This window comes from Micromonospora haikouensis, from assembly GCF_900091595.1.
Taxonomy (GTDB): domain Bacteria; phylum Actinomycetota; class Actinomycetes; order Mycobacteriales; family Micromonosporaceae; genus Micromonospora; species Micromonospora haikouensis.
On the sequence record NZ_FMCW01000064.1, the window covers coordinates 1 to 12,594 of the forward strand.

General features: G+C 75.4%; 10 protein-coding genes. 3 read left to right on the top strand and 7 right to left on the bottom strand.

Annotation, left to right across the window (positions count from 1 at the left end):
* Window positions 1-941: 941 nt before the first annotated feature.
* Entirely contained in the window at window positions 942-1,109 is a 168-nt protein-coding gene (locus tag GA0070558_RS35110; protein WP_369523403.1) for a CGNR zinc finger domain-containing protein, read from the bottom strand.
* Here GA0070558_RS35110 and GA0070558_RS35270 point away from each other — a divergent pair.
* The 3 genes from GA0070558_RS35270 (at window position 1,068) to GA0070558_RS32045 (ending at window position 3,602) form a co-directional block, all read left to right on the top strand.
* A complete protein-coding gene (locus GA0070558_RS35270) occupies window positions 1,068-1,664 on the top strand; it encodes a hypothetical protein (protein WP_218107162.1) in 597 nt (198 codons plus the stop codon). The two genes, GA0070558_RS35110 and GA0070558_RS35270, sit on opposite strands and share 42 nt — an antisense overlap.
* A gap of 103 nt (window positions 1,665-1,767) precedes the next feature.
* Complete coding sequence (locus tag GA0070558_RS32040; protein WP_091287114.1) at window positions 1,768-2,754, top strand: Gfo/Idh/MocA family protein; 987 nt, start codon at window positions 1,768-1,770, stop codon at window positions 2,752-2,754.
* Entirely contained in the window at window positions 2,751-3,602 is an 852-nt protein-coding gene (locus GA0070558_RS32045; protein WP_091287118.1) for a Gfo/Idh/MocA family protein, read from the top strand. Before GA0070558_RS32040 ends, GA0070558_RS32045 begins: the two co-directional genes overlap by 4 nt.
* Here the strand turns inward: GA0070558_RS32045 and GA0070558_RS32050 are convergent.
* From GA0070558_RS32050 to GA0070558_RS32075, 6 genes are all read right to left on the bottom strand, one after another.
* Window positions 3,578-4,354 (bottom strand): thioesterase II family protein, encoded by a 777-nt coding sequence (locus GA0070558_RS32050; protein WP_091287120.1) that lies wholly within the window; start codon window positions 4,352-4,354, stop codon window positions 3,578-3,580. The genes GA0070558_RS32045 and GA0070558_RS32050 overlap by 25 nt on opposite strands.
* 14 nt (window positions 4,355-4,368) lie before the next feature.
* A complete protein-coding gene (locus tag GA0070558_RS32055; RefSeq protein WP_091287123.1) occupies window positions 4,369-5,076 on the bottom strand; it encodes an HAD-IA family hydrolase in 708 nt (235 codons plus the stop codon).
* 62 nt (window positions 5,077-5,138) lie between these two features.
* Window positions 5,139-6,197, bottom strand: a complete 1,059-nt coding sequence (locus tag GA0070558_RS32060; RefSeq protein WP_091287127.1) for a Gfo/Idh/MocA family protein — start codon at window positions 6,195-6,197, stop codon at window positions 5,139-5,141.
* Entirely contained in the window at window positions 6,194-7,357 is a 1,164-nt protein-coding gene (locus GA0070558_RS32065; RefSeq protein WP_091287130.1) for a DegT/DnrJ/EryC1/StrS family aminotransferase, read from the bottom strand. Before GA0070558_RS32065 ends, GA0070558_RS32060 begins: the two co-directional genes overlap by 4 nt.
* Window positions 7,358-7,445: 88 nt before the next feature.
* Window positions 7,446-8,630, bottom strand: coding sequence for a 3-deoxy-7-phosphoheptulonate synthase (locus tag GA0070558_RS32070; RefSeq protein WP_091287134.1), 1,185 nt, complete (start codon window positions 8,628-8,630; stop codon window positions 7,446-7,448).
* A 59-nt stretch (window positions 8,631-8,689) separates the two neighbouring features.
* Window positions 8,690-12,594: type I polyketide synthase (locus GA0070558_RS32075; protein WP_141722410.1), on the bottom strand; the 3,905-nt coding region annotated here is incomplete at its 5' end.

The window sequence follows — 12,594 nt, forward strand, 5'->3', positions numbered from 1 at the left end:
GGCGGTGAACGGTCTCCTCGCGCACCGGCAGCACGGCGGTGTATGTGACACTCATGTCGACGCAGGACCTCTGTGAAGTTGATCTGTGGAAGGACCACTTCGTATCGAGGTTCTGCGTCTTCTCTTCGTACCTGACCTGAACTGGCGCGTCCAACGCCTACCCGGCATTCCGGACAGCTACTGACTGCTACCGCCTGCTTGCGCGGAATGGCTCACTCATTTGGTCGCCAGGATCCGTCCGCACAGCAGCATCCTTCCATCCACCGCAGGTTGTTCGGTCCGGTCACCCTGCCAGATTGCTTACACCAAAGTGGACATACTTCCTCCAATGCACCGGCAGTCGACCATCCGTGCGGTGCGAAGGGGTAGCCGATCAAGCAGCACCGATCAGCCACACGGCCTCGAAACGAAGCCATCCTCCCAATGGCCTCGGAACTTGAAGATGGGTCATCCGAGGCAGGGCCGAGAGGCATCCCGGTGAGCACGCAAAAGCGGCCATCGATGCGCACTAGAAGTCGGCTCCGAAGCCACATCCCGCTGATCGGGTGCCACCCTTGCTGATCTTCAACGTTTCCCGCCATTGAACTGCGCGGCTCGTCTTCTCCTGAGCACTGCCCGCGTCGGCCCGCAAGCCGTAGCAGTGAACATCTACCTGGAGCCGGCCTTCGGCGCGGTCCTCGCATGGACACTCGAACCTCGCCGCCCGCGACTTCGCCGCCCTTCCGCGACCTTGCACTTGCGGCCCCGGGCCAGCCCCGTCAGGTCTGGAAGTTCAGCAGCGCCTGGCGAAATCGACGCAAGGGGTGTATCGGTTCAGCGGGGGATGAGCTTGCGGTAGGCAGTCGGCCTCGGCCCCAAGGACGCCCCGTGGCCGAGAGATCTTGGAGCGAAATGGCCCCTCCAGGGGCCAAAACTCTCCAACATCTGCCGAATCCTCGTCTTCAACCCCACCAGCTACACCTAGGGGGCGCGGTCGAGGTGGCGCGCCGGCGAGACCGGTGTTCGCGTACCTTGCGTCGGTTGCCGCACTCGGCCATCTGGCACCACACCCCCGTCCGGTTGCGGGCGTGGTCGTAGAAGACCCACCGGCAGTCCTCGGCCGGGCACATCTTCAGCCGGACCCAGGTGCCGTCGAGCGCGGCGACGGCCACGACGCCGAGCAGCCCGGCCAGCACGGCGTCGACACCGCCGCGCTCGGGGACGAACTGCGGCGTCGTCGCGTCGGCGAACCGCAGGTGTACGGGCAGCCGCGCGGCGACTCGGTTGAGCCGGCCCAGTCCCTCCGGGGCATGGGCAGGGGCCCGAATGCGGCGGCGGACCCAGCACCAGCACCAGCGATGGTGTCGCGCAGCGCCTCGCGCAGCTCCACCGCCGCCCGCCGGTCCGCTTCGGTCAGCGCGGGCGGCACGGCCGGCCGGGGCAGCTCACCAGGTCGGGGCGGACCGTCCGGCGAGATGCTGGTGCCGTTCGCGCCCACCCCGGCCCAGGCCGCGCCGATGAACGAGCTGGCGGCGGCCTGCCGCCGGCGGGGCCTGTGGCCGTTCACCCACTTCAACCGGGTGCACGTGGTGCCGCCCTGCGTCATCTCCGAGCAGGACGCCCAGCGGGGGCTGGACATCCTCGACGAGGCGCTGGAGGTCGCCGACCGCTACGTCGAGGGCTGAACCGCGCTCCGGGCCGCGCCCGCCGGTCGACCGGCGGGCGCGGCCCGGAGCGCTACCAGGGCCGGGGATGGTGGGGGGCGGGCCGGGCGGGTGAGATGGACGGATGGGGTCTCCCGAGGTCGCGCTCGTCGGCGCCGGGCCGATCGCCCGCATCCATCTCGACGCGTGGCAGCAGGTCGGCGCGCGGGTCCGCGTGTACGCCGACGACGGTCGGGCGGCGGACCTGGCCGCCGCGTTCGGCGTCCGGGCCGCCGGCAGTCTGGCGGAGGCGCTGGGCGGCGCGGATCTCGTCGACATCTGCACCCCGACCGACACCCACCCGGAGATCGCCCTGGCCGCCATCGCCGCCGGCCTCGGCGTGGTCTGCGAGAAGCCCCTCGCCGCGACCGGCGCGGCGGCGGCGGCGATCACCGCCGCCGCCGAACGGGCCGGCGTGCCCGTCTACCCCGCCCACGGCACCCGCTTCCTCGCCCCGTACGCGCGCCTGCACGACCTGGTGGCGGCCGGTGAGCTGGGCACTCCCGCGGCCGGACGGTTCAGCGTGACGGGCTGCCACCCGACACCGTGGACCGGCCGGGCGAGCGCCGAGTCCGGGGGGATCCTGACCGACCAGATGCTGCACGGCCTCGACGTCGCCTACTGGATCTTTGGGGAGGTGGTCCAGGTGTACGCCTGCTACCAGGGCCAGGTGGCGATGCCGGCGCCGGCCGGCGCGGCGGCGACCGGCACCGCGGTGCTGACCCACGCCAGCGGCGCGGTCAGCCACGTGACCGGGGGGTGGGCGCCACCGCCGGTGCCGATCCACCGCGCCTTCCACGTGACGGGCACCGCCGGCTCCGTCTCGTACGACTCCGCGTGGACGCCGGAGCTCCAGGTGACCAGCGGCGCGGTCGAGGGCGTCCCCCGGCACTTCGGGGAGTCCCCGTTCGTGGCGGAGATCCGGGAGTTCGCGGCGGCGTTCGCGGGCGGGCCGCCGCCACGGGTCGGCGCGCGCGACGGGGTGGCCGTCGTGCGCCTCGCCGAGGCCGCGGCGCGGTCCTCCTGGACCGGTCGGCCCGTCGACCTGACCGCGACGGAGGCGCTCCGATGAGGATCGCCGTCACCGGCGGGGGCGACGGCGACGACGGGCGGGCCGACCACCACCGGCGACGCCTGCGCGCGATGCCCGGCGTCGAGCTGGTCGACACCCGGCCCGACGCCGTGGTCGTCTGCGGCGGGCCGTCGCTGCACCGGGAGCTGACCGAGCGGGCCGCCGCAGCGGGGGCGCACGTGCTGTGCGAGCCGCCCCTGGCCGGCGGCGTGCCGGACGCGGAGGCGATGGTCGACGCCTGCGCCCACGCCGGGGTGAGCCTGACCCTCGCGCATCCGACCCGGTTCAGCCCGGCGTTCGAGGCCGCGCGCCGGGCCGTGGCCGACGGCCGCCTCGGCCGGTTGGGCACCGTCAACGGCGTCTGCCATCCGGACTGGGCCACGCACCTGGTGGACCTGGTGGACGTGCTGCTCGACGGCGAGCAGGCGGCGGAGGTCTACGCGCGGGCCTCGACCGTGGCGCCGGCCTCGGTGCTCGTCGTGCGCTACCCGGGCGGGAGCGTGGCGACGCTGGGCCATGGCTGCGGCACGCCGGGCCTGGAGCTGGTGGGCGAGCGGGCGACCGTGCGGTTCGACCCGTTCGCCCGGCTGCTCGACGTGCGCGCCACCGGGCGCGACGGAGACCGGGGCGACGGGCGACGGGACGACCGGAGCGCCGGGCGCCTCGGCGGGGCGGACCTGGACGCGGCCATGCTCGCGGCCTTCGTCGCCGGGGTCCGCGACGGGCGGCCGCAGGGCCCCGACGCGGCGGCGGGCCTGCGCGGGCTGCGGATCGCCCGCGCGGCCCGCCGGTCGCTGGACACGGGCCGGCCCGCGCCAGTGGATCACCGGCCCGGCGGCCCCGGGTGACGACCGGCGGCGACGTCGCCGACCAGCGCCGCGATCTCGTCGACTCGGTCGGCCAGGAAGAAGTGGCCGCCGGGCATCGCGAGCACGTCGACGGGTCCGCTCGCGTGCCGCCGCCACGCGCTCGCCTCGTCGGCGGTCACCATGGGATCGTCGGTCCCGGTGAGCACCGTGACCGGGCCCGGGAACCGTCGGGCCGGGTCGTGGCGGTACGTCTCGACGGCGCGGTAGTCGCCGCGTAACGCCGGCAGGATCAGGCGCAGCGCGTCGGGGTCGGCCAGCATGCTCGCATCGGTGCCGCGCAGCGCCCGGATGTGGGCGACGAGCTGGGCGGGCGGCAGCCGGTGGAACCGGTCGTCGCGGTAGCACGACGGCGCCCGTCGGCCCGACGCGATCAGGTGCGCGGGCGGCGCGAGGCCGGCGTCCTGCACGAGCAGGGCGACCTCGTACGCCAGCAGCGCGCCCATGCTGTGCCCGAACAGGACCACCGGCCGGTCGAGGGCCGGTCGCAACGCCTCGAAGCAGCGGCGCGCGAGTTCCGCGAGGGAGGTGACGACGGGCTCGCGGTAACGGTCCTGCCGGCCGGGGTACTGGGCCGCCACGACCTCGACCTGCGGTGCGAGCGCCCGGGCCAGCGGCAGGTAGAAGCTCGCGGAACCGCCGGCGTGCGGGAAGCAGGCGAGCCGGACGGACGCGGCCGGCGCGGGGCGGAACGTGCGCCACCACGCCGGGGCGAGCTGCGGTGGGATCGACATGCGCGGTCGTCTCCTCAGCCGCCCGGGCCGGGCCGGGGGCCGGGCAGCGGCGGGCAGTGGGCGAGCAGGTCCACCGGCCGGCGCAGGACGACGTCGGGACGGGCGGCGAGCAGCTCGTCCTCCTCGGGGCCGGCCCACACCGCTGCCGCCGCGCTCACGCCGGCGCCCCGGGCGCTGAGCAGGTCGGTCGGCGCGTCGCCGACCATGATGGCCTCGTGCGCGGCGACGCCGAGCAGGTCCAGCGCCCGCAGGACGATGTCCGGGGCTGGCTTGGGGCGGGGGATCTCGTCGGAGCCGATGACGTGCGCGAAGTGCGGCGACAGGCCGAGCGAGTCCAGCAGCGAGCGGGCGCGTTCGCCGCTCTTGCCGGTGGCCACGGCAAGCGCGAGGCCGCGGGCGCGCAGCGCCGTCAGGAGTTCCACCACGCCGTCGAAGACGGTGACCCGGTCGGCGAGGCGGTAGCTCTCCCGGACGAAGGGCTCCTCCATGGCCAGAGGCAGGCGCATGGCCCGCATGATGTCCGGGAAGTAGCGGCCGAGGTGCCGGCGGTACTCGGCGAACGGCGCCGGCCCGGGGCCGACGACCTCGGCGTAGGCGATGGCGAACGCCTCACTCATCACCGCGAAGCTGTCGACGACGACCCCGTCGAGGTCGAAGATCACGGCCCGGCGCGGCGGCGCGGCGAGGCCGGTGGCGACGGGTCGCGTCGAGGGTGTGGTCATGGCTCGTCTCCCTGGTTCCGGCAGTGACGTCGCCGGGCGGACAGCGCACCCGGTCGCCGAGGTCATCCGGCGACCGGGTGCGCGGACTGGTAGAACCGGTCGATGAGCCCGACGGTCAGGCGGGCGTCAGCGATGGCAGTGCCACGGTTCCCCGGATCGGCCAGGCTCGTGGCCAGGCTGTCGAGTTGGCGTCGGTACTCGGCGCCGACGGGCTCCGCCGGTACGGGCACCACGGTGGTGCTGCCGGCCCGGGTCACGGTCAGCTCGGGTTCCGGCAGCCGGTTGGGGCTGAAGCCGAACGTGCAGCGCAGGCAGGCGGTCCCCGCGCTGCCCTCCACCCGCAGCGAGGACAGGTCCCGCTCGTCGTGCGAGGCCCAGCTCGCGCGCAGCGACACGGAGACGCCGTCGTCACGGACCAGGAATCCCCGGGCGGTGTCCTCGACGTCGCCGTCGGCGTCGCCCGGGTCGCCGTCGCGTCGCCAGGCGGCGCTCCAGCCGCCGGCCCGCACGAAGTCGTCCGACGTGACGCCGACGACCTGCCGGAAGCCCGAGGGGCCGAGCAGCGACGTCAACGTGTCGAGCAGGTGCCAACCGAGGTCGACCAGCGCGCCGCCGCCGGCCTGGCTGCGCCGGGTGAACCAGCCGCCGGGCCGGGGTATCCCCCGGGCGCGGGTCCAGGCGAGGTCGGCGTGCTGGATCCGGCCCAGGGTGGGCAGCACGCGCCGCAGGGCGGCGAGGTCGGCGCGGTGGCGCGCGGCGCTGCCGGCCAGCAGGGTCGCGCCCGCGGCGCGCTCGGCGTCGGCCAGCTCGTCGGCCTCGTCGCGGGTGAGACACACCGGCTTCTCCAGGAACACGGAGATGCCGCGGCGCAGCAGCCGGGCCGCGGTCGCGGCGTGCAGGTGGTTGGGCACGGCGACCACGGCCAGGTCGACGTCGGCGGCGCTGAGCGCGTCCGCGTCCGGGTGGGCCTGCGGCCCGGCCGGTCCACACGCCGCCGCACGGGCCCCGGGGTCGGGGTCCACGACGGCGACCACGGCGAAGGCGTCGTGCTCGCGCAGCAGCCTCAGCCAGAGCTCGCGGCCGGCCCAGCCCAGGCCGACGACGGCCACCCGGATCGTCATGCGGCCGCGACCGCCTCGGCGACGATGGCCGCGGTGGCGTGGATGGCCGCCGGCTCGGCCAGCAGGACCCGGTGGTGCAGCCAGACGCCGTCGCTGCTGAGGGCCTCGGTGTTGGGGCAGCGTTCGGCGATCTGCTCGACGCTCTCGCTGGGGGCAGCGCCGTCCCAGAACGCGTCTGTGCGGTAGATGGCGCGGAACACGGCGAACGCGGGCAGCCCGGCGCGGACCAGCCGGTCGACGAGGTCGTTGCGGGCCTGCTCGGTGAGCCCGGGCACCCGGAACATGGCCATGTAGTGGGTGTTGCGGTCGGCGCGCGGATCGCCGCTCTGCGGCACGACGCCGGGGATCTGGCCGAGCAGCGCGGACAGCAGCGCCCACCGCTCGTCGCGGATGGCGTTCTGGCCGTCGAGGCGGCGCAGTTGGGCTCGCAGCACGGCCGCGGAGAACTCGTTGAGCCGCAGGTTGGATCCGCTCACCCGGTGCAGGTAGTGGCGGTCGGTGCGGGGTCGACCGCAACTGTGCCGCAGGAAGGCGCGCTCGAACAGCTCCTCGTCGGGCAGCAGGAGCGCGCCGCCCTCCCCGGCCGTCATCAGCTTGCCGTTCTGGAAGCTGAACGCCGCGACGCAGCCGAACTCGCCGACCCGCCGGCCCTGCCACTGCGCGCCCTGGGCGTGGGCGGCGTCCTGGAGCAGGGCCGCGCCGGTGTCGGCGGCCAACTTGGCGAGCGCGTCCATGTCGGCGATCAGCCCGGCCATGTGCACCGGCATGACGACCCGCGTGCGGGGCGTCACGGCCGCCGCCGCGGCGGCGACGTCGATGCAGTAGGTGTCGGGGTCGACGTCGACCGGCACGGCGACCGCGCCGAGGCGCTGCGCCGCCTGCGACGACGAGATGAACGTGAACGCCGGCACGATGACCTCGCTGCCGGGGCCGACGCCGAGGCACTGCAGGGCGAGTTCGAGGGCGTGCGTGCCGTTGGTGACCGCCAGGGCGTGTGGCGCGCCGTGGTATTCGGCGAGCTCCCGCTCGAACGATTCCACCTCGCTGCCGCCGATCCGCCACCACTGGCCCTGTTCCAGGGCCCGGTTCAGCGCGATTCTCTCCTCGTCGTCGTACTGCGGCCACTGTGGGAAGACGGGTGCTTCACGGGAGGCGTCCATGTCTCTCCGAATTCACCGGGGACTCTGCGGGACTACCCACCCAGGCTAGAAGCGCCCGCCGCGGCCGGCGTATACCCCGACCTGGTAGTCATGGCCGGAACAACCGCGCGACGCGCCGGGCCAGGTCGAGCGACTGGGCGGGGTTGAGGCGCGGGTCGCAGGCCGTGCGGTAGCGTTCCGGAACGTCGTCTTCGGTGATTCCGCAGGTGCCGCCGACACATTCGGTTACATTGTCTTCGGTAAATTCAAGGTGAATGCCGCCGGGATGCGTGCCGAGTGCGCGGTGCACGGCGAAGAAACCGTCGACCTCGGCGGTGACGTCGCGCAGGTGCCTGCTCTTGTGGCCGCTGGGCAGCATCCGGGTGTTGCCGTGCATGGGGTCGCACTGCCAGATCACGGGGTGCCCGGCGGCGGTCACCTTCTCCACGATGGGCGGCAGCACGTCGCGGACGCGGTCGTGCCCCATCCGGCTGATCAGGGTGAGCCGGCCCGGCTCCCGGTGCGGGTCGAGGCGCTGCGCGTACTCGACGGCCTCCTCCGGCGTGGTGCCTGGGCCGATCTTGAGGCCGATCGGGTTGGCGAGCAGCGCGGCGAAGGCCACGTGCGCGCCGTCGAACTGGCGGGTCCGTTCACCGATCCACAGGAAGTGGGCGAGCCCACTGTGCACGGCCGAGCCGTACGCCCGCAGCCCGGCCGCCTCGTACTCCAGCAGCAGAGCCTCGTGGCTGACGAACGTGGCGGCCCCGCTGGCGCGGACGACGCCCATGGTGGCCGCGGCGTGGATCCGCGCCCGCCGCATCCGGTCCGGGTCCGGGGTGCGCGCCCGCACGGTCGGGGTGCGGGAGTTGACGATGTCGCCCCGGTAGACGGGCAGGCCCGTGGCGTCGGCGGACGCCGAGCGCGGCTTGGCATACTGCCCGGCGGCGCGGGCCACCCGCACGACCGGCCGGCCAGCCGCGTCGGCGACGAGCGCGGCCAGGCGGTGCAGCAGGGCCACGTTGTCCCGCACGTGGGCGGGGGTGTTGTCGGCGAATGTCTCCGCGCAGTCGCCACCCTGGAGCAGGAACGCCTCGCCCCGCGCCACCGCCGCGAGCCGCCCGCGGAGCCGGTCCGTCTCGTCGGGCGTCACGATGGGCGGCAGGGCGCGCAGGCCGGCCGCGACGGCCGCCGCCCGCTCCCGGTCGGGCCAGTCCGGCTGCTGCGCGGCGGGCCGGTTCAGCGCGGCTTCCAGCCGGGCACGGTCGCCGGCGCGTACCTCGGCGGTCGGGGCCATCTCGTTCCTTCCGGTCGTTCGCGCGGGCCGGGCGGCGCGCCGTCCGTCGTGCCGGACGCTCAGCGCGCTTCGCCGAGCACCGTCCGCACCAGGTCGGCGACGTCCATCTCGTCGATCAGCGCCTCCTCCTCGACGGCCGGGGCCGCCTCCGGCTCGCCGGCGGACGCCAGGGCGACCAGGGCGTCCAGCACGCCGGCCTGCGCGAACCGGTCGAGGGGCACCGTCGCCAGGACCCGCCGCAGCGTCGCCTCCTCGGCCTCGGAGACCGGCCCCACCGTGCCCGGGTCGCTCAGCAGCTCCTCGCGCAGGTACGCCACCAGCGCGGCCGGCGTCGGGCAGTCGAACACCAGCGTCGACGGCAGCGTCAGCCCGGTGGCCGTGTGCAGGCTGTTGCGCAGGTTGACGGCGGCCAGCGAGTCGAAGCCGGCCTCCTGGAACGCCTGCTGGGCGGCGATCGCGTCGCCGCTGCTGTGCCCGAGCACCGCCGCCGCGTGGCCCCGGACGAGGCGCAGCAGCGCCCGGTCCTGCTCGGCGGCGGGCAGGCCGCGCAGCGACTGCACCAGCGTGCCGTCGGAGCCGGCGGCGGGGCCGGCGGACTCCCCGGCGCGCAGCGCAGCCTGGGCCTCCGGTAGGGCCGCGAACAGCCGGCTCGGGCGCACCGACGTGAACGCCGGCACGAACGCCGACCAGTCCATCCCCGCGATCGTCACGGCCGTCTCGTCGGCGGCGACGGCCTGCGCCAGGGCGTCCATGGCGAGGCCGGTGGCCAGCGGGACGACGCCCCGGCGGCGGAGCTGGGCGAGGGCCGCCTCGTCCGCCCCGACACCGATCCCCTCCAGCGCGCCCCAGGCGATCGCCGTCGCCCGCAGCCCCCGCGCGCGGCGGGCGTCGACGAGGGCGTCGAGCGCGGCGTTGGCGGCGGCGGACAGCCCCTGCCCACCGCCGCCCCAGACGCCGGCGATCGAGGTGAACACGACGAACGCGTCGAGCGGCCGGTCGGCGAGCGCCTCGTCGAGCCACCGGGCCGGGTCCACCTTGGTGGCGAACATCCGGGCGAGGTCCTGCCCGCCGGTGTCGGCGACGGCGGCGCTGAAGGTCAGGTCGGCGGCGTGCACGACGGCGGTCAGCGGCAGGTCCCCGCGCGCCGACACCAGCCGCAGGATCTCGTGCCGGTCGTCGCCGGCGCAGACGTCGACCGGCACGTCCGTGCCGGCCAGCTCGGCGCGCAGCCCGGCCGCACCCGGGTCCGGGCGGGCGGTGGTGACCACGAGCCGCTGCGCGCCGGCCGCCGCGAGCCACCGGCAGGCGTGCCGGCCCAGCCCCTCGTCGCCGCCGGTGACCAGCACCGTGCCGCGCGGTCGCCAGCCGGCCGGGTCCGGGGCGGGCACGCGGGCGCGCGCGAGCCGCCGCGCGTACCAGCCGGAGCGACGCACCGCGACCTGGTCCTCGCCGGTGCCGCCGGCGAGCACGGCGAGCAGCCGCGCCACGGTACGCGCGTCGTCCGCGCCGGGCAGGTCGACGAGGCCGCCCCAGCGGTCGGGGTGTTCCAGCGCCACGACCCGGCCGAGTCCCCAGAGCGCGGCCTGGTGGGGCGCGGTGACCGCGTCGCGGATGCCGACGTCGACCGCTCCCCGGGTGAGCGCCCACAGCGGCACGGTGACACCGGCGTCACCGAGCGCCCGCACCAGGGTCAACGCGGGCGTCACCACGTCGGTCCCGTCCCCGAGGGCGAGCAGCGACAGCACCGCGGACAGGTCCCGCTCGGCGTGGACCGCGGCGAGCTGCGCGGTCAGCGCCGCGCCGTCGTCCGCCGGGTGCAGGACGACGGTGTTCAGCCCCTGCGCGGCCAGCTCGCCGACGAGGTCGGCCACGGCCCCGCCGGCGGGGGCGACCAGCAGCCAGTCACCGGCCGGCACCCCCGCCACGTCACGGTCGAGCGGCTGCCAGACGGTCCGGTAGCGCAGGGACTCCAGCGCCGAGGTCGACTCCTGCCGCGCCCGCCAGCGCGCCAGCAGCGGCAGCACCCGGGTGACGCTCTCGTGCTGTTCGGGGTCGGCGGCGCCGAGCAGCTCGGCCAGGGCGCGCGGGTCCTCGTCGCGCACCGCCGCCCAGACGTCCGTGGCGTCGTCGGTCGCCGGGGCGGCCTCGTCGTCCTGCGGTTCGTGCAGCCAGTACGGCTGCCGGTCGAACGCGTACGTGGGCAGGTCCACCTCGCCGCCGGCGGCGGGCAGCACGGCGGACCAGCGCGGCGTGACACCGGCGACGCTCAGCTCGGCGATCGAGGTGAGCAGCCGGGCCGTCCCGCCGTCGTCGCGGCGCAGCGATCCCGTCGCCGACACCGGCCGCCCGGCCGCCTCGGCGCACTCGGTGACCGGTTGCACGAGCACGGGGTGCGGGCTCAGCTCCACGAAGAACGAGAAACCGTCCTCGACGAGCGCGGTGACCGCCGGCCCGAACCGGACCTGGCCGCGCAGGTTGCGGTACCAGTAGTCGCCGTCCAGCTCGCCAGCGTCGCGCACCCAGGCGCCGGTGAGCGTCGAGCGCATCGGCAGGGCGGGAACCTGCGACCGGATGTCGACGAACGCCTCGGCGAGCACGTCGCGCACCGATTCGACGTGCCGGCTGTGCGAGGCGTAGTCGACGGCGACCCGGCGCACCCGGACGCCGTCGGCCGCCAGCCGGTCCAGGGCCTCGGCCAGCGGCCCGGCCTCGCCCGCGATCACCACCGACGACGGGCTGTTGACGGCGGCGACGTCGACGCGGCCGGCCCACGGCAGCAGCCGCTCGCGGGCCTCGGCCTCGCCCAGCACCGCCGACGCCATCCCGCCGCCGCCGGCGAGCTTGGCCGCGATGACCTGGCTGCGCACGGCGACCACCCGGGCGGCGTCGTCCAGCGACAGCGCCCCGGCGACGCAGGCCGCGGCGATCTCGCCCTGCGAGTGGCCGATCACCGCGTCGGGCACCAGCCCGGCCGACGACCAGACCGCGGCCAGGCCCACCATGACGGCGAACGTGGCGACCTGCACCACGTCGACCCGCCCGAACATCGCGGGATCGGCGCTGCCGTGCAGCACGTCGAGCAGCGACCAGTCGAGCCACGGTTGCAGCGCCCGTGCGCAGTCGCCGACCCGGTCGGCGAAGACCGGCGACTCGGCGAGCAGGTCCCGGCCCATGCCGAGCCACTGCGCGCCCTGACCGGGGAAGACCCAGGCGAGCCTGCCGCTGCCGGCGGTGCCGCTGACCAGCCGGGGATCGCGCTCGCCGCGGGCCAGCGCGTGCAGGGCGGGCAGGGCCTCCTCCCGCGTCCGCGCCACGACGACGGCACGCTCGCCGAGCACCGCGCGGCGGCCGGCGAGGGCGACGGCCACGTCCGCCAGCGGCACCTCCGGGTCGCGGGTGAGCAACGCCGCCAGCCGGCCGGCCTGACCCGCCAGCGACGCCGGGGTCTTCGCCGACAGCGGGAGAGCAACGACCGGAGCCGGCCCGGGGCCGTCGCCCCCGCGCGTCCCGGCTGCCGTCGCCGGCTCCGCGGCGCCCACCCTGTCCGGGCCGGGCGCCTCCTCGATGACCAGATGGGCGTTGGTGCCGCTGGCCCCGAACGAGGACACGCCGGCGCGGCGGGGGCGGCCTTCGGTGCGGGGCCAGTCACGAGCCTCGGTCAACAGCCGCACCTCCCCCGACGACCAATCCACCTGCGACGTCGGCTCACCCACATGCAACGTCGCCGGCAACACCCCCCACCGCAACGCCTCCACCATCTTGATCACACCAGCCACCCCAGCAGCAGCCTGAACATGACCGATATTCGACTTCAACGACCCCAACCACAACGGACACCCCACCCCACGACCCCGCCCATACACCCCCAACAACGCCCCCACCTCCACCGGATCCCCCAACACCGTCCCCGTCCCATGCCCCTCCACCACATCCACATCCCCACCCACCAACCCACCCACCGCCA

What these genes read in the sequence shown, in the direction of transcription:
- GA0070558_RS32040 (WP_091287114.1), top strand. Translation starts at nt 1,768, where the DNA reads ATGGGGTCTCCCGAGGTCGCGCTCGTCGGCGCCGGGCCGATCGCCCGC.
- GA0070558_RS35110 (WP_369523403.1), bottom strand. Translation starts at nt 1,109, where the DNA reads ATGTGCCCGGCCGAGGACTGCCGGTGGGTCTTCTACGACCACGCCCGC.
- GA0070558_RS32060 (WP_091287127.1), bottom strand. Translation starts at nt 6,197, where the DNA reads ATGACGATCCGGGTGGCCGTCGTCGGCCTGGGCTGGGCCGGCCGCGAG.
- GA0070558_RS32055 (WP_091287123.1), bottom strand. Translation starts at nt 5,076, where the DNA reads ATGACCACACCCTCGACGCGACCCGTCGCCACCGGCCTCGCCGCGCCG.
- GA0070558_RS32070 (WP_091287134.1), bottom strand. Translation starts at nt 8,630, where the DNA reads ATGGCCCCGACCGCCGAGGTACGCGCCGGCGACCGTGCCCGGCTGGAA.
- GA0070558_RS32050 (WP_091287120.1), bottom strand. Translation starts at nt 4,354, where the DNA reads ATGTCGATCCCACCGCAGCTCGCCCCGGCGTGGTGGCGCACGTTCCGC.
- GA0070558_RS32065 (WP_091287130.1), bottom strand. Translation starts at nt 7,357, where the DNA reads ATGGACGCCTCCCGTGAAGCACCCGTCTTCCCACAGTGGCCGCAGTAC.
- GA0070558_RS32045 (WP_091287118.1), top strand. Translation starts at nt 2,751, where the DNA reads ATGAGGATCGCCGTCACCGGCGGGGGCGACGGCGACGACGGGCGGGCC.